Source organism: Fructilactobacillus sp. X8R1C1, from assembly GCF_059900945.1.
Genome location: NZ_JBWXVH010000005.1, coordinates 55699 through 73212, shown reverse-complemented (window position 1 = coordinate 73212; position 17514 = coordinate 55699). Strand labels below are relative to the sequence as shown.

The 17514-nt window shown below is 43.3% G+C and carries 18 protein-coding genes; 15 read left to right on the top strand and 3 right to left on the bottom strand.

Going from position 1 to position 17514, the window contains the following annotated elements:
- The first annotated feature begins 44 nt into the window (after positions 1-44).
- The 3 genes from AC6UD1_RS05680 (at position 45) to AC6UD1_RS05670 (ending at position 3082) form a co-directional block, all read left to right on the top strand.
- The gene (locus tag AC6UD1_RS05680; protein ID WP_500707515.1) at positions 45-1304 is read left to right on the top strand and encodes a S1C family serine protease; all 1260 of its coding nucleotides are present in this window, start codon (positions 45-47) and stop codon (positions 1302-1304) included.
- Between the two features lie 586 nt (positions 1305-1890).
- Positions 1891-2370 carry a 23S rRNA (pseudouridine(1915)-N(3))-methyltransferase RlmH gene (rlmH, locus tag AC6UD1_RS05675; protein WP_500707514.1) on the top strand — a complete coding sequence of 160 codons (480 nt, stop codon included), beginning with the start codon at positions 1891-1893 and terminating at the stop codon, positions 2368-2370.
- A gap of 94 nt (positions 2371-2464) precedes the next feature.
- Entirely contained in the window at positions 2465-3082 is a 618-nt protein-coding gene (locus AC6UD1_RS05670; protein ID WP_500707513.1) for a YczE/YyaS/YitT family protein, read from the top strand.
- Between the two features lie 42 nt (positions 3083-3124).
- Here the strand turns inward: AC6UD1_RS05670 and AC6UD1_RS05665 are convergent, their stop codons facing one another.
- Both AC6UD1_RS05665 and AC6UD1_RS05660 read right to left on the bottom strand, forming a co-directional pair.
- Positions 3125-3865, bottom strand: a complete 741-nt coding sequence (locus tag AC6UD1_RS05665) for a DsbA family oxidoreductase (protein ID WP_500707512.1) — start codon at positions 3863-3865, stop codon at positions 3125-3127.
- A 78-nt stretch (positions 3866-3943) separates the two neighbouring features.
- Positions 3944-4147 carry a hypothetical protein gene (locus tag AC6UD1_RS05660; RefSeq protein WP_500699692.1) on the bottom strand — a complete coding sequence of 68 codons (204 nt, stop codon included), beginning with the start codon at positions 4145-4147 and terminating at the stop codon, positions 3944-3946.
- 194 nt (positions 4148-4341) lie between these two features.
- Here AC6UD1_RS05660 and AC6UD1_RS05655 point away from each other — a divergent pair, with 194 nt between their 5' ends.
- The gene (locus AC6UD1_RS05655; protein ID WP_500695964.1) at positions 4342-4926 is read left to right on the top strand and encodes an NADPH-dependent FMN reductase; all 585 of its coding nucleotides are present in this window, start codon (positions 4342-4344) and stop codon (positions 4924-4926) included.
- A gap of 56 nt (positions 4927-4982) precedes the next feature.
- Here AC6UD1_RS05655 and AC6UD1_RS05650 read toward each other — a convergent pair whose 3' ends face one another.
- Entirely contained in the window at positions 4983-5213 is a 231-nt protein-coding gene (locus tag AC6UD1_RS05650; RefSeq protein ID WP_500707511.1) for a hypothetical protein, read from the bottom strand.
- A gap of 599 nt (positions 5214-5812) precedes the next feature.
- Between AC6UD1_RS05650 and AC6UD1_RS05645 the strand changes: the two genes are divergently transcribed.
- The 11 genes from AC6UD1_RS05645 (at position 5813) to AC6UD1_RS05595 (ending at position 17419) form a co-directional block, all read left to right on the top strand.
- On the top strand, positions 5813-7051 hold the full coding sequence (locus tag AC6UD1_RS05645) for an arginine deiminase (protein ID WP_500707510.1): 1239 nt from the start codon (positions 5813-5815) through the stop codon (positions 7049-7051).
- 16 nt (positions 7052-7067) lie between these two features.
- A complete protein-coding gene (argF, locus tag AC6UD1_RS05640) occupies positions 7068-8117 on the top strand; it encodes an ornithine carbamoyltransferase (protein WP_500695966.1) in 1050 nt (349 codons plus the stop codon).
- 79 nt (positions 8118-8196) lie between these two features.
- A complete protein-coding gene (locus AC6UD1_RS05635; RefSeq protein ID WP_500699689.1) occupies positions 8197-9615 on the top strand; it encodes a basic amino acid/polyamine antiporter in 1419 nt (472 codons plus the stop codon).
- Positions 9616-10539, top strand: a complete 924-nt coding sequence (gene arcC, locus AC6UD1_RS05630) for a carbamate kinase (RefSeq protein ID WP_500707509.1) — start codon at positions 9616-9618, stop codon at positions 10537-10539.
- Positions 10540-11004: 465 nt separating this feature from the next.
- Positions 11005-11670 (top strand): SDR family oxidoreductase, encoded by a 666-nt coding sequence (locus AC6UD1_RS05625; protein ID WP_500701416.1) that lies wholly within the window; start codon positions 11005-11007, stop codon positions 11668-11670.
- A 15-nt stretch (positions 11671-11685) separates the two neighbouring features.
- Positions 11686-12426 (top strand): SDR family oxidoreductase, encoded by a 741-nt coding sequence (locus AC6UD1_RS05620; RefSeq protein ID WP_500707508.1) that lies wholly within the window; start codon positions 11686-11688, stop codon positions 12424-12426.
- Between the two features lie 11 nt (positions 12427-12437).
- Complete coding sequence (locus AC6UD1_RS05615; protein ID WP_500695971.1) at positions 12438-12707, top strand: hypothetical protein; 270 nt, start codon at positions 12438-12440, stop codon at positions 12705-12707.
- A gap of 195 nt (positions 12708-12902) precedes the next feature.
- Positions 12903-14159, top strand: a complete 1257-nt coding sequence (locus AC6UD1_RS05610; RefSeq protein WP_500695972.1) for a NupC/NupG family nucleoside CNT transporter — start codon at positions 12903-12905, stop codon at positions 14157-14159.
- A gap of 133 nt (positions 14160-14292) precedes the next feature.
- Positions 14293-15408 (top strand): YibE/F family protein, encoded by a 1116-nt coding sequence (locus AC6UD1_RS05605; RefSeq protein ID WP_500707507.1) that lies wholly within the window; start codon positions 14293-14295, stop codon positions 15406-15408.
- Positions 15405-16175 (top strand): YibE/F family protein, encoded by a 771-nt coding sequence (locus tag AC6UD1_RS05600; protein ID WP_500707506.1) that lies wholly within the window; start codon positions 15405-15407, stop codon positions 16173-16175. The genes AC6UD1_RS05605 and AC6UD1_RS05600 overlap by 4 nt, the downstream gene beginning before the upstream one ends.
- A 407-nt stretch (positions 16176-16582) precedes the next feature.
- Positions 16583-17419 carry a MetQ/NlpA family ABC transporter substrate-binding protein gene (locus tag AC6UD1_RS05595; protein WP_500707505.1) on the top strand — a complete coding sequence of 279 codons (837 nt, stop codon included), beginning with the start codon at positions 16583-16585 and terminating at the stop codon, positions 17417-17419.
- The last annotated feature ends 95 nt before the right edge of the window (positions 17420-17514 follow it).

The window sequence follows — 17514 nt, the reverse complement described above, 5'->3', positions numbered from 1 at the left end:
TTTTAAAAACTATTTGATAGAATAATATTAAATGGGGTGTAAATATGAAGAGAACACATCCGCTACTAACAGTTGCCATCGTGGCACTAGTAGCCGGTCTATTGGGCGGTGGAATTGCCTATGGTGGGATTTCGTGGTATAACGGCGGAATGTCTCTAGGAACTCAATCCGTCCCTGCGGGTTCCAATCGTGGCGGAACCGCAAAAGTTGAGAATGTAAGGGTAAATGCCTCTAATCAGGCGGAAAAAGTCTTTAAGGACAACAAGGATACCGTCGTTTCGGTCATTAACACCGAGAAGACCAAGTCCAGTGACTCTGATCCACTTCAGGGCATGTTTGGTGGCGTGTTCGGAGGAAATGGTGGAGACAATGGCGGTCAAGACCAAAAGGATCAGCAACAGATTAGTGAGGGTTCTGGAGTTGTCTACAATAAGGATAACGGCTCAGCGTACATTGTGACCAACAATCACGTGGTGTCTGGTTCGTCCAACTTGGAAGTCATCTTGAGTAACGGCCAGAAAAAGGAAGCTAAGCTAATTGGCCATGATGCCGTAACCGACCTTGCTGTTCTTAAGATTAACGGCGATGGTGTCAATAAGGTGGCTAACTTCGGTAATTCTGACGACATCAAGGTGGGTCAAACTGCCCTTGCGATTGGATCACCACTTGGTTCTGAGTACGCTTCGTCTCTGACTGAGGGAATCATTTCCGCAAAGAAACGGGAAGTGCCGCAGGTTAGCACCGAGAACGGGCAACAGAACGCCAGTGCCGGTGACGCAACGGTTATTCAGACCGATGCGGCCATTAATCCCGGAAACTCGGGTGGACCACTCCTAAATAGTACCGGACAGGTCGTTGGGATTAACTCAATGAAACTGTCGAAGGATAGTTCCGGTACCAGTGTTGAAGGGATGGGGTTTGCCATTCCAAGTAACGAGGTCGTACGGATTATCAACCAGCTCATTAAGAACGGAAAGGTAATTCGTCCCGAACTAGGCATTAAGTACGTGGACCTAGCTAACATCTCGGTTAAACAGCAGAAATCGATTTTAAAGCTCCCTTCAAACGTTACCAATGGAGTTGTGGTGATGGACGTTAGGGGTGGCTCACCAGCCGCTAATGCGGGTCTCAAGAAAAATGACGTAATTACCAAGTTGGCTGGAAAAGACATTACCAATCAGGGTAAGTTACGTGACATCCTGTATGAGCATAACGTTGGCGACAAGATTTCCGTTACCTATTATCATAATGGGCAAATGAAAACGGCTGAGATTACGCTAGATCAGCAAGCAAAACAGCAGTAATTTAAAAAATGTTCGTCGTAGAATAGATGCGACGAACATTTTTTGTTTGAAAAGAGTGAACTGACATTCGGATAGCTTAATGCGATAATTGAAGCAATTGTCCGTTTAAGGCCTGAATTTTAGTTGTGATGATTGTAACGATACTTATGAATTCCATGATAGAGGGATTGACGGTAAACTCCGAACAAAATTGGTTTAAAAAAAATTAATAATCAGAAAATACGTGGTTGGAAATGTCAAGTGGTAAAAGTCTGTGCATAACTTTGGGGATAAACTCATTGTGAAAACACAAAAGCTGTAATTTAGGCTTTAAATGATAGTGGAAAAGTATCGAGAAGTTATCCACAGGCGGTGTGCATAAGTTTATGTAACAAAATTTTATTAAAAAGAGAACGCGATAAACGTTGATATTACAACAACGAAAATTGCGTTAACGAACATATGTCTTGTTTATTTCTGTGGATAAATAAAAATGTTGTTGACAAAATCGAAATATTAACAGGTCTTTAAATTCTCCAGAAACGTGATAGTTTGTGAAGGTACCTGTGGATAACTTTGTGGATAGTCTGTTTAAAGGAGTCGACTTATGAACATTAAATTGGTGGTAGTTGGAAAATTGAAGGAAAAATACTTCAAAGACGGAATTAATGAGTACGTCAAACGACTTTCTCGTTTTTGCAAGTTTAAGATTGTTCAGGTTCCCGACGAAAAGGCGCCTGAGAACCTTAGTCAAGCGGAAATGGACGATGTGATGGAGCAAGAAGGAACCCGAATTTTGGCTAAAATTAAAGACCGCGAGTATGTGATTGCTTTGGCAATTCAAGGCGATGAACTGACCTCTGAAGCCTTTGCGAAAAAAATCAAGGATCTCGCAACGTACGGTCACTCGGACATTACCTTTGTGATTGGTGGGTCGTTGGGACTTGCTCGTAAGGTCTTAAAACGGGCTAACTTTGAGCTGTCATTTGGTCGCTTCACGTTGCCGCACCAGCTGATGCGCTTAGTGTTGACCGAACAAATCTATCGAGCTTTCATGATTAATAGCGGCAGTCCGTACCATAAATAGGAAACAGGCTGATTAGCTTTTTTTATTATTTTATTTGTAAAATATGGATATTTGCTTCAACTACACGTACAACGCCGAAAGGGTGTCATTAATAATGAAAAATTTAAATTTGCATCGGGTGCTGCGTTTTCTGGTTCAAGTTCTAATTACCGCTATTGGAACGGCGATTATCGCTTTGGGAATGACGTTGATGCGGAAAGAAAACTTAGGAATGGACGCCTTTACCGCGTTAAGTGTCGGATTATCGCACCATTTACCGCTTGGCTTGGGTAACATCCAGTTCATCGACTACATGATCCTGTTGGTCATCGTGCTGATTTTGGATTACCATCAGATTGGTTTTGGGACTTTGATTAATATGCTGGTGGGTTACGGGGTTCAGTATTTCACGCTCTGGTTCGGTGCCTACTTGGTGTTCGATAACTTCTGGTTGAAATTGTTGTTCGCTGTCCTTGGATTCCTGATATTCACGGTCGGAATTGCCGTTTACATGTCGGCTAAGTTCGGGGTATCCTCGTATGACGCGATTGCTCCCATTTTCTCTAAAAGATTGCACATGCCGTACTGGTCAGTGCGGGTGATTCAGGATGTGCTTTTCATGTTTTTGGCGTTCCTCGTTTCTGGTCCAATTGGAATCATGACCGTCATTATCTCGTTGTGTTCGGGTCCTTTTGTGGAACTCTGGGGCAGACACCTCCATCTGATTAAATAAAAAACGGTCCGCTGGATTATTCCAACGGACCGTTTAGTTTAATTAATTTTTATTATCATTTGGGTCAACGCTACAGCTTCCGCCTTCGCAGTTAGCACCTTTTTGTTGGTCGTCATCGCCACCAACCATTTCAATTGGTTGAAAGCTAGCCCAAGCCTTGTCTAAAGCGGACTTGAAGACCTTCACCGGTTGAGCACCAGAAACGGCGTACTTCTTGTTAAAGATGTAAAACGGAACCCCGTTAATTCCAACTTGTTGAGCGGCGGCTTCGTCAGCTCGGACGTCGTCCTTGAATTTATCACTGTCTATAACAGATTTGACTTCGTCTTGGTTTAAACCAACGCTCATGGCAAGGTCAACTAAAACGGAGTTGTCGTCAACATTTAAACCGTCGGCAAAGTAAGCCTCAAATAACTTGTCCATCAGTTCGGATTCTTTACCCTTGGTTCCCGCAAAGTGAAGTAAACGGTGAGCTTTTAAGGTGTTCACTACTTTAATCTTTCCGGTATCCATCCTTAAACCAGCTTCGTTTGCCAGTTCGGTGATGGTTGATAGAAACTCGGAAACTTTTTCCTTTGACATTCCCTTTTCCTTACTCATATGGTCAGCCATGGTTTCTGGTTCACCAGATGCGTTGGGATCGAGTTCAAAACTATTGTAATGAACATCGACGTCGTCCTTGTGGTCAAAGTCATTTAGTGCGGACTTGAAGTGGGCCCGTCCGATGTAACAGAACGGACATGCGATATCGGACCAAACTTGGACTTCCATTTTTTTCGTCATTTTAGTACCTCCTACAGGTTATTTACTAACTAAAGTATAGTGTTCAACTGAATCAATCACAATCATCTTGCTTAAGAATCACTTATCAATGGCGTTGCTTGTTCCAAGTAATTTATCGTTTTTGATTTGCTTTGGATCTTGGTTTTGTTCAGTGGTTTGCTTACTATCACTGTTTTTTGCTTCATTTGGAGTGTTTTGATTTTTATTCTCGGCATGATCCGATGACTTCTTGTTAGAATCGCCATGGACTGATTTGAGAATCTTATTAAGCCAATTCTTCATGTTACTTCCCCCTCATCTACTTCTCACCTTATTATAGTATAGTGGGTTTTGATTGTAATGAAAGTTAACTAATTTATAAAGAATTGTGATAGGCCAACTACGAAGGGGACCTTTTGCTTGCTTTTATTTCGGAAATTAAATAGAATTAAAGTACATATTAACTTACTTTTTGTGAGTAAAGGGAGAGAGATTAAATGAAAACAGTTGACGTAATTTTAGGTAGTGCCCGATCCAATTCTAGTGGTGCCGGAATTTTTAACTTTTTAAAGAAGAACGCAAAAGAACTTGAGTCTGATAACGAGGTCAAGTTGAACTTTATTGATATTGGTGATTTAGACTTACCAATCTTCAATGAGCCGCTCCCACCAATGGGTGATCCGGACCGGAAACTAACGGGGGCTCCCAAGAAGTGGATTGATAACATCAAGGCTGGTGATGGTTATTTATTTATTGAACCAGTCTATGACAACGGTCTTTCTGGCGCGTTTAAGAACGCCCTTGATTATATCGGCTTTGAAACGGCTGACAAGCCTGCCCGAATTGTTTCGTATTCTAGCAGTGCCTTGTCTGGTCAAGCTTCGGCTTTAGGCATCCTTCCCACTTTATCCATGTTGGGAATGGTAATGCTGCCACACATGACCATGATTGGTCACATTGACGACAACTTTGAAAAGGATGGCAATTTTGTAAGTAATGCGCCATCAGAAGAGTACTATTCCAAACAGTTAAAGGATGCCGTAGGTGACATTGCTTCTTACACCAAGCTTTTAGGTAATTAGGTCTATAAGTAAATACGCAAAAGGAGCACTTCATTTTTTTGAAGTGCTCCTTTTTTTTATTGAAAAATCATCTGCAGGACGATCAGGATAATCGAGATCAAGAAGACCGCTGTGATTATGTACTTGAAGAGCTTGTTAATCTTATTACTTCCTTCGGGGAAGAACCACAAGATTAAGATTAAAAGGACGTTTAGACCAATTCCCACCCATGGATTGGGATGAAAAAAGGTTAAGACCATCAGTAACACCAAAATCACTAGTTCAAGTAGTTCCTTAAAGACTGTCAATTCAAGTAACCCCCTTTCTGTTTTACTAAAAACACCAAATCCGAGTAGACGTGGAGGTCTCTCAATAGATTTGGTGCACAGGTATGTTTTTAAAATGGCAAAAGAGATTGATTGGTACTTCTCATTACCGAACTAATTATACCATTGCGTTAAAACAAAAGCGAGATTATTTTTAATTATTTTAGATGGTTGACAAGTGCTGGCGATTAAGGCTGATTTAAAGGGCCTAAGTATCAACTAATAATGGATTATCATTAATCAGTACATTCAACAAAGTTAATTAATTAAGAGCCAAGTTATATTACGTTCGAGGATTTTTCTGATGCGATGATTGTTAAACATGTAACTATTAAAAAGTTAGTTAAAATTTGGCAAAAATATTTAAGTTTCCCAGTGTATCAACACGTATTCGCTTTTGCAAATTATCAACCTTTGAACGATTTGACAAAATTTGTGAAACAGTTATCATTATTGACGTACGACTAGGAAACTTTTTCTAGTCGGTTAAAATGCTTGTTATAAATTGCGAAACCCCGTACGATATGGGTGGTTAAATCGTTTAACCATAAGCATGAATAACAATCTTAAGGAGGATTATTATGAAATCTGCAATTGAAGTGAACTCTGAAATTGGGCAGCTGAAGTCTGTCTTAATGCACAGGCCCGGAAAAGAGATTGAAAATGTCATTCCGGATACCATGAAGCAGATGTTGTTTGATGACATTCCGTATCAAAAAATCGCTGACAAAGAGCACGATTATTTCACCAATCTACTCCGTAATCATGGAGTGGAGGTTGTGTACATCGAGGATTTGTTGGAAGACATCTTAAAAAAGGATGACGTAAGGGATGATTTTGAGTCAACTTATCTAAATGAACACTACTACACGGGTAGTTCGGCAGAGGACATCAAGCGCTACTTTGAGAGTCTCTCGATTCACGACCTGGTCAGTACGATTTATGCCGGTCTAAGACGAGACAAGATTCATTTTACTCACCCAAGTTTGCATGATGTGGCCGGGACGAACGCTTTTGATCCCTTCCTGCTGGATCCACTACCAAATGCGTACTTTACCAGGGATCCGCAAGCTTCGATGGGATCTGGTTTAACGATTAACCACATGACTTTTGAGGCGCGGCGTCCGGAGTCACTCATCACGGAGTACGTGATGAAGTATCATCCACGGTTTGCCGGAAAAGTTGACGTTTGGCTGGACCGCTATAATGATGCTCGCATTGAGGGTGGTGACGAACTCGTTTTAAACGATCACGTCATGGCAATTGGTTGTTCGCAACGAACCTCAACTCGTTCGATTGAAAAACTGGCTCACAAACTTTTTGAAGATCCCAAGTCACATTTTGACACAATCGTGGCGGTTCAAATTCCGCATAACCATGCTATGATGCATCTAGATACGGTCTTCACCATGGTCAACTACGACCAATTTACCGTATATCCAGGGATCATGAACGGTGGTAAGATGAATATTAACATCCTTCATCCCGGAAAAAACAATACCATCAACATGAAACATCGTGAAAGTCTGCCGGATACACTCAAGGAAGTTCTTGGATTATCTGAGATTGACATGATGGAGACCGGCGATGGTGATCCAGTTGCCGCTCCACGTGAACAGTGGAACGATGGGTCAAACAACCTGGCAATTGCCCCCGGGGAAGTGGTCACATACGATCGCAACACGGTCACGATTGATGTGATGCGAAAACACGGTATTACCGTTTACGAGATTTTGTCTTCAGAACTATCGCGTGGCCGTGGTGGAGCTCGTTGTATGTCACAACCAATCATTCGTGAACCACTTGATAAAAATAATTAGAGGGGGAGCAAATTAAATGAGTACATTACTAGAGGAATTAAAATCAATGCAAGGACGTTCTTTTTTAAAGGAGTCTGATTTTACGCCAGCCCAGATTGAAGCTTTGATTGATTTTGCCATTAACTTGAAAAACGAACACAAGAAGTATGGCAAGGTGACCAAGTATTTACACGACAAGGACCTGGTGCTCTTGTTTCAAAAGACTTCGACCAGAACCAGACTTTCGTTTGAACTTGGTGGTGACGACTTAGGTGGAAACACGGCCTACATTGATCCAACCTCAAGTCAGTTCGGCAAAAAGGAATCGGTAGAAGACTCCGCGCGAGTCTTTGGCGAACTGGCTGACGGAATTGAGTACCGGGGCTTTGAACAATCCGACATGGAAATCATGGCCAAGTACTCGGGAGTTCCCGTTTGGAACGGTCTTTCAAACGAGTGGCATCCCACTCAAATGATTGCTGACTTCATGACCGTGAAGGAAAACTTCGGTCACTTAAAGGGGCTCACGTTGACCTTTGTTGGTGACGGGCGAAATAACGTGGCTAATTCTTTACTGGTGACCGGTTCGATGCTGGGTGTGAACGTTCACATCGTGGCTCCAGACGAACTGCACCCCGAAAAATCAGTGGTCGACCTGGCGGAAAAGTACGCCAAGGAATCAGGAGCACACTTCATGATTACCTCTGATATCGACAAGGGGGTCAAAGGATCAAACATCATCTACACCGACGTCTGGGTCTCAATGGGTGAAAACAACTGGCAACAACGAATTGACCAACTACTACCATACCAAGTCAACATGGACTTAATGAAGAAGACGGGCACCCCTGACGATGAATTGATTTTCATGCACTGTCTGCCAGCCTTTCATGACGGCAACACCACCACTGCCAAAGAGGCGGTTAAAAAGTACAAGGGCTTGAATAGTCCCGAAATGGAAGTAACCGACGAGGTCTTTAGAAGTCCTTACGGGCGCCAGTTCGTTGAAGCTGGCAACCGCAAGCACTCGATCATGGCAATTATGGCCGCCACTTTAGGCGACTTAAGTATGTACAACGAAAATTAAATTTTACTAAAGCATAAATAGGATTATCAATGATACAATCATGTCCTAAATTAGGATTTGAGAGGATTGCGTAAATTATATGGGAAATAAAAAGGGAGTTTCATTATTTGGATTAATCATGCTGGTCATTAGTTCCGCGATTGGCGCTGGAATTTATAATGCCAGTGAACAGATTGCGGCAGCGGCCACTCCGGGACCCGCGCTGGTTGCGTGGATTATTACTGGAGTCGGAATTTTTGCACTAGCAATGAGTTTGAAGTCTCTAAGTGAGGATAAACCAGAACTGACTGGAATTTCCGATTTTGCCAGAGATGGATTTGGTGACTTTGCTGGATTTCTATCAGGCTGGGGATACTGGCTATCGGCATGGCTTGGTAACATTGCGTTTGCCACCATGATGATGTCAGCGATCGGTTATTTCTTTCCGGTTTTTCGATCAGGCAACTCAATTCAAGCGGTAATCATTGCGTCGGTATTCACGTGGCTACTCACGTGGTTAGTAACGATGGGGATTGAGAACGCGGCTTTCATCAATACCATTATCACCGTAATAAAAATAATTCCCTTGGTTGCTTTCGCAATCTTAGGAATTGTCTTATTCAAAGCTAACGTTTTCACCGCCCACTTCTGGGCTAATTTTAGTACTAACTTCACGTATAGTCCGGCGACGGCAATGGGGGTATTTGATCAAGTCAAGGGCTGTATCATCACCACCATGTGGATCTTCATCGGGATTGAAGGTGCCACGATGATGGCAGGACGCGCTAAGAAGCGTTCTGATGCGGCCAAGGCGACCATTATTGGCACCATCTCACTCTTGATCATCAACATCGTGATTGCGATGCTACCATATGGCTACTTACCCCAAGCCAAACTAGCTAAGTTGAGTAACCCGGCCCTGACCTATGTTGTTAAAGATATGATTGGACCAATAGGTGCGGCTTTTGTCAGTATCTCACTTATAATCACCATGGTCGGTGCCCTCCTGTCATGGACCATGCTTCCGGTTGAAGCGACGTCACAACTAGCTGATCAGAAGCTACTACCCCGGTGGTTCGGTTACTTAAACAAGCACAATTCACCTTCACACTCATTATGGTTAACTCAGATTTTGGTACAAATTGTTTTGATTTCGTTACTATTTACCGATCAGGCGTACAACCTGGCAATTTCGTTGTGTACGGCAGCGATTGTGATTTGTTACGCGCTGGTTGGTGCCGATCAAATTAAGGCTGGACTGCAGGCTCATTCGGTCAAGAAAATGATGCCGGGAATCCTAGCTCTATTGTTTGAAGTTGTCGGAATCGCAGTGGCGGGACTACAATTCTTGTGGTTATGTTCAATTGCATACGTTCTAGGCTTTGGTTTCTACATCAAGGCAATCAAGAATCAAGGACGTAAAATCACACCCTTTGAATGGATCATGATGGCATTGATAACGATTGCTGCCATTGGGGCGGTCATTGCTCTATTTATGGGAAAGATAGGAGTGTCGTAAATGAAGAGAATCGTGATAGCTCTAGGTGGCAATGCGATTTTAACCGATGATCCAACTGCAAAAGGGCAAAGAGAAGCTTTAAAAAAAACCACGAAAAAAATCGTGAAGTTCGTGCGTAATTCAACTGAGAACCTTCAGTTAGTGATTACTCACGGCAATGGCCCGCAGGTTGGAAACTTGTTACTCCAAGAACTAAACGGTAGCACGAAGGAAAATCCGCCAATGCCACTTGACGTGGTTGGAGCGATGACTCAAGGTGAGTTAGGACTGTGGATTGGGGATGCCCTTTCAGACAATGATATGACTAGTTCAACCATTGTCACGCGGGTATTAGTCAATCCCAATGATCCAGCGTTTAAGGATCCAACCAAGCCCATCGGTCCGTTTTACGCGGACGTTAATTCCGTTATAATGAAACATCCGGACTGGAAATTTGCCGAAGATGCCGGTCGCGGATTCAGGCGGGTTGTTCCATCGCCTCATCCCATCAGCATTTTAGAAGCCAAGCAGATTAGCACCCTGGTTGACAGTGGGTTCACTGTCATTGCTGGTGGTGGTGGCGGCGTTCCGGTCGTCATGACTGACAATGGGGACGTCGAAGGCGTGGAAGCCGTGATTGACAAAGATTTTACGGCTTCGTTAATCGGACAAATGGTCAATGCTGATCAGTTAATTATCCTGACCGGCATTGACCAGGCGGCCATTAATTTCGGACGGCCTAATCAAAGAGAACTGGGACACGTGTCGCTTGACGAACTGGACATGTATCTAAAACAAGGTCAATTTGGTAAGGGTTCAATGGAACCCAAGATTCAAGCGGCGATGCAGTTTGTGAAAAACACTGGCAAGGAAGCCGTGATTACGTCATTAGACAACGTTGCCGATTTTGAGGAAAACGGTCGAGCAACGGTCATTAAAAAATAACGACTGAAGAAATCACCCGATGACTATGTACTAGTCTTTGGGTGATTTTTAGTTGTTATTAAGTGATTCAACGGGACTATAACCATTTTTCCAATTTGATATTAGCATTTAAGAACGAAATGTCAAAGATTATTCTTATCTAGTTAGAGGTAATCCAATGTCATGATTAGTCTTTAAAACAAAAAGTTCCCTTGCAACTATCAAAAATAGTTGCAAGGGAACTTCATGGTACTTGTGGGTCATAACCATCAAATAGAAAGGAGTAGTGCATCTTGTTTGAAAACTACCGCCTACGCGGTACAAACATAGTATATCATACATGATAAAAATGTCTATCTTTATTTATTTTATGTGATTGAATGGTAGCACGATTAACGCTGGCTTTAACATAAACTTCACATGCATATCGCTATTAACGTTTAGTTGAATTTGTTATGCTTTAGACGTATATAGGAGGTTTCAATTATGAAGATTATGATTATTGGTGGAACCGGAAGAGTCGGTTCTGACCTAGTAAAACAATTTCAAAAAAACACTGACGATTCGGTTACCATTGCGGCTCGTCATCCCGAAGAAGTCAAGTTTGTGGACACCGTTGAGGAACGTCCCAAAATTAACACCATGAAGTTTAGCATCGTCGACATGAGTGTTAACGCAATGGCCGACGCAATGAAGGGCTTTGATGCCATCTACTTCACCGCTGGATCCGGTGGACACAACGTGGTCCTAGTTGACAGTTACGGAGCCATCAAGACCATGCAGGCCGCCGAAAAAGCCGGCGTCAAACGTTACATCATGCTCAGTTCAGCCTTTGCGCTTCAACCAGACCAGTGGGAAGGAAAGAAACATTACGCCAAGTTACAGGACTACCAGGCTGCTAAGTTCATGGCCGACCACTGGTTAATTCACGATACTGACCTGAACTACACCATTTTACAGCCGGGCTCCTTGCTTGAGACTCCTGGAACCGGCGAAGTAACCTTTAATGATGACCAACCTGGTTCAAATTCAATCAACGACGTTTCACAGGTCTTGTTTGACGTTTTAAATAACCAGCATGCCTTTGACAAGGTAATCATCATGCACAGTGGTGACATGAGTATCGAAACCGCACTTAACAATTTAAAATAGTTAGGGAGAATTAAGATGGCTGTTAAAGATAAAGTAGTTGTAATTACGGGAGCTTCTAGTGGAATTGGTGAAGCGACCGCCAAGTTGTTGGCAAAAAACGGCGCCAAGGTCGTGCTGGGTGCTAGAAGAGAGGACCGCTTACGTGCGATTCAGGAAGATATTGAAGCTGACGGTGGCGTGGCTGCCATTCAGAAGGCCGACGTTACTAAACTCGACGAGGTCAGAAACCTGGCGTCCGCTGCGGTTGACCAGTTTGGTCGCATCGACGTTTGGATGAACAATGCGGGTGTGATGCCCCAATCACCACTGATTAAGGGTGACGTCAAGGGTTGGAATCTCATGATTGACGTCAATATCAGGGGTGTTTTGTACGGCATTACTGCTTCCCTTGATACGATGCGTGGTCAAGGTGGTGGCCAGTACATCAACACCGCTTCGGTGGCGGCTCACACTTCTGGAATTAACAGTGGGGTGTACAGTGCCACAAAGGCGGCCGTGAAGATGATTAGTGATTCATTACGAGAGGAAGAGGCTAAGGCTAAGTCTGGTATTCGGGTGACTATGATTTCACCCGGCGCGGTAGCTACCGAATTGCCCAATCACATTACCGATCCGGACATCAAGAAGCAGTTTGAGTCATACGACTTGACGCCGCTTAGTCCCAAACGGATTGCGCAATCCATCCTGTACGCCATTGACATGCCAAAGGATGCCTCTGTCAACGAAATCGTGATTCGACCAACCGATCAGGTTTAGGACTGACGCATATGAAATTAGATGTATCGAAGCACGTCTTAAGGGATGGTTCGTTTTTAATCATCGCCATCCTGTCAATCATGCAGTTTGCGCGCTACGTCTACACCCAGGAGTATCTGCGTTCGGCTAAGTACCTGGTGCTGTTTTTGATTACCGTTTTAATGTACGGACTAGTTCCAGATCAAGTCTTGCAGTCGATTGTTAATCTGATTATGATCGGGTTGCTCCTGATTTTTACGTGGTATGACGAACGCATTGATAAACGACGAGAAAAGAAATAAATTAATTAGACTAGTTGTTGGTTTTAACCGATAATTAGTCTTTTTTTACGGGAAAATTAACCAATCCGTGAACCATTTCCGCGATGAAGGTTGAAATTGTTAATGTTTAATACTATTATTATAAAAAACAGGTTGTTCGAATTTTGTTATCTGACAATATCCGAACATTGCATATAAAATGGAGGAGAAAGTTCGATGAATTACTATCTAATTATTAACATCATTGGGGTCGCTGTGTTCCTCGGAATTGCCTTTTTGTTTTCCAAGGATCACAAGCACGTCAACTGGCGATCGGTCATTGTCGTTTTAGTCTTAAACCTCGTCATCGCGTTTCTCCTTACTCGCTTTAGTTGGGGTCGAGACGCCGTCAAGGGGGCCGCTGAAGGATTCAACTGGATCGTGCAGGTTGCTTACACTGGGATTGCCTTTGCGCTGCCAAACTGGGTGCACGTCAAACAGATGAACTTTGTGACTTCAGCACTGCTTCCAATCTTAATGATTGTTCCGTTGTTTGATATCCTTACATACTTTGGGATTTTGCCATTTATCATTAAATGGATCGGAATTGCGTTATCAAAGGTCACGGGACAACCAAAGTTCGAATCATTTTACGCCGTTGAAATGATGTTCCTTGGAAACACGGAAGCCCTAGCCGTTTCTAGTCTGCAACTCAAGAAATTATCCAGTGAACGACTCTTGACCGTCGCCATGATGTCGATGTCGTGTATCACCGCTGCGATCGTTGGTTCGTACACCCAGATGATTCCGGGGCAATACGTTTTAACCGCAATCCCGCTTAACATCTTGAACGCCATCATCGTGACTTCACTACTGAATCCAGTTCACGTTACGCCTGAAGAAGACACAATTGCGACGATGACGGAACCTTCAGAACAAGTGGCCGAAGAGACAGTTGCTGACAAGCCGGAAAAACCCAAGAAAGAACCATTCTTCTCATTTTTGGGTGATTCAATCTTAGGTGCCGGTAAACTGGTATTAATCATCGCTGCTAACGTCATTGCCTTCGTGGCCCTTGCTAACTTAATCAGTAAGTTACTGGGACTCATTAATCCTTGGTTGTCACTTCAACACTTACTTGGAATCGTGATGTTCCCATTTGCATGGCTGATGGGGATGGACGTTAACCACGCCTTCCAGTTTGCTCAGTACATGGGAACCAAGTTAGTGACCAACGAATTCGTGGTCATGGGTGCCATTGCTCCCCACATCAACAACCTCCACATTTTCCCAGCTCACTACCAAGCCCAACTCTGTGTCTTCTTGACTTCCTTTGCCAACTTCAGTACCGTTGGCATGGTTATTGGATGCTTGAAGGGCTTAGTCAGCCGTGAAAAGAACGACGTTATTTCCAGAAACGTTGGATACTTAATCCTATCCGGAATCTTGGTATCATTACTCTCGGCTGGAATTGTCGGATTATTCGTTTGGTAATTATTAAATAAAATTCGTGACACTTCTGATTTAATTCAGAGGTGTTTTTTGTTGTCTAGCTATAAATACGTAAGTTTAGCGAAACTTAATTTTAGTATGATACACTGAACGTAAATAATTAGGGGATGAGAATTTGAAACGAATCCATCCAAAGCTAAAGATTCGTTGGCTCGCCATCGTTTTGGTGCTAATCTCGGGGATCGTCGCCGTGACCTTCACCCATTTCGACGCACCGATGTACAAACAGACGGTGGCTCGAGTCGTAAACGTGCATAACTACGGTCGCACTAGTCAAACTGATGAATTTAAGAATCATGATTACCAAGAGAATCAGAAACTGGCCCTCAAGGTCTTAAACGGGGAGTACAAGGGGAAGACAATTACCGCCAACAACCAGTATTCTGGTGCTGGGGCGACCGACATGAAGTATCATGCCGGCCAACAGATCTTTATTCACGTTGCCAACAAGAACTTAAAGCCTTCGTCGATTCTGATCAACGGCTTTAAGCGGGACACCGCGGTCGTCTTCTTAATCTGGCTAACGGTGATGCTGTTGCTGGTGATTCTGAAGTTCAGTGGGTCCATGGCGCTTTTAAGTATTATCATCAACGCCGTCCTGTTCTTTTTGGCGGTTTCAATTGACGTGGGAACGAGCTTCAATCCGTTTATTTTGTTTGCCATCTTATCGGTCATTTTCACGATTGTCACCGCCATCCTGATTTTTGGCGTGTCAAAGGAGACGGTCGTGACGATTTCGTCGACAATTCTAGGAACCGCGGTCGCGATTCTGATTGCGTTCATTGTCCTGTCAGTGACGCACGAACGGGGCATGAACTTTGAGATGATGGACTACGTGACCCAAAAACGACTGCCAATCTACTTCGTTGGTTGTATGATTGGGTCACTAGGAGCCATCATGGACCTCTCAGCCGATATTACGTCCAGCCTGTTTGCGGTTTACGAGGAAGACCATAGTCTCTCATTCTTGAAGCTCTTAAAGAACGGGCAAAACATCGGGCGGTCAATCATGGGACCGCTGATTAACGTTTTGTTCCTGATCTTCGTGGCTGGTACCTTTCCCATGATGGTTTTGTTCTTAAGAAACGGCAATAGCTGGGGCTACTCGTTCTCAATGATTATGTCACTTGGAATCATTCAAAGTCTGATTAGTGCGATTGGAATCACGCTGACGGTGCCGATTACCAGCCTGATTGCGAGTGCGCTTTGTGAAATGAAGGTGATTAAATGAGTACCATGACCGTCTTATTAATCATTCTCTTTTTCGCAATGCTACTGGCAGGGGGTTCCAAGGGTTTCGTTGCCTTTATTGGTCTTTTGTGTAACTTTGGTTTGGTCTTCATGTCCGTCGTTTTGATTGCGTTTGGCATTCCGTACCTCTGGGTCACACTGGTTAACGCCGTCATTATCCTCGTCATTACAATTTACTTCGGTAATGAGCAAGGACGAAACGCCGACGTGGCGTTTGTGACCTCGTTAATCGTGGTGGCAATCGTAATTGCGTTGATCATTCCAGTGGAACACTGGGCGCAGGTGCAAGGCTTTGGACCCGAGAATACCGAAGACTTGGAGGGAATGTCACTCTTAATTGGCGTGAAATTCCTAAACGTTTCGTGTGCGATGACGATTCTGAGTTGTCTGGGAGCAGTGGCCGAAGCGGCCGTTGCCATGGCCACTGGTTTAGTCGAGATTCAGGACCATAACATCAAGATTTCTGATAAGGATTTCAGTTATATCGGAGTTTCAATTGGAAAAGAAATTGTTGGAACGGCCTTTAACACCCTGTTCTTTAGTTTCTACGGGGAGCTAGTTGGTTTGTTCATCTGGTTTGCGCGCCTGCACTACAGTATCGGCATGGTCATGAACGACAAAATCTTTGCGTCGGAGTTAATCATGACGTTGATTTCGGCAATTGGAGTGGTTCTGACCATTCCCGTGACCATCGCGGTGATGTTGTATTTGAAGCATCGCAAGTTGAAGAAAGCAAAACAGGATTAAGTGATTTGTGAACTTTATCCTTTACAACTCGCGGTTTCTGTGGTTAAATTAATGCAAAATAAGAAAGGGATGAAACCAATGACAACGATTACTACGAACTATCAAAATACTTACTGTTGCTGTACTTGTTACATGTAGGTCAGCGTTCGTAGTTTTAGATGCGGGTGTTGATCAAACGCCTGTATCTAAGTGTAGTAATTTTTGTGCTCAGTTAGATACAACATTTTGTTAGTCTAACTGAGATTGGTTGATTCTAACTCAATCGAATATACTAATCTACTCTATTTACGTGGAGAAAAAGGATCAGTTAGGCTAACTTGATGGATAGTCTAACTGATTTTTTTAATTGTTTCGTTTAACGAGGTTTTGGCAGAAACAGGATTATTTAGTTGAAAGGGAGAAATAGGATGAAGAAAAGATATTGGATTACCGCATTAGTCGCAATTATCGTGATTTTATTTGGATATACGTTTGTGTATCGGCCGTATCAGAAGGCACATGCACCACAGTCAAACAAAAAGACGATCACTTTAGCAAGTTCACCCGGTCCTTACAGTGACCTGTTTATGAAGGGCATCAAACCCATTCTTGAAAAAGACGGGTACAAGGTAAAAAATAAATCATTCTCCGTCTTACTGAATGCTGACATGGCATTAAACCAGGGTCAGGTTGACTTAAACGTTGAACAACACGGCGCCTACATGAATAACTTTAACAAGGAAAATCATGGTAATTTGGTTGCCTTGACTAAGGTGCCAACCATTCCAACTGGGATTTATCCGGCCAAAAAGCACAGCTTAAAGGACGTTAAGAAGGGTGACACGGTTGCCATTCCAAACGATCCATCCAATATGTCACGAGCTTTCTTGGTAATGGAAAAAGCCGGTTGGATTAAGTTGAAGAAGGGTGTTGACCCCATCAAGGCCACTAAAAATGACATCATCGATAACAAGTACGACCTGAAGTTCGATGAAATGGATTCGGCCAACGAACCACGTTCCAGAAACAGCGTGGACTACGCCATTATCCCTGGTTCTGATACTTATGGGGCTAAGATTCCGGCAAGTTCAATGCTTCTGCGCGAAAATCCACAAAGTCAGTACATGCTACTAGCCGTTGTAAACAAGAAGAATGAGCACACCAAGTGGGCCCAGGACGTCAAGAAAGCTTACAACTCCAAGCAGTTCATGAACTACATGAAGAAACACAATCAGGACCACGAGTGGGAAATTCCTGAGAAATAATTGAACACTGTGTCTAAAAATACGATCAAATCCTCCAAATGTGCGGAGGATTTTTTGTTTCACGTGAAACTTATTTTCATTTTAAATTAAAAATT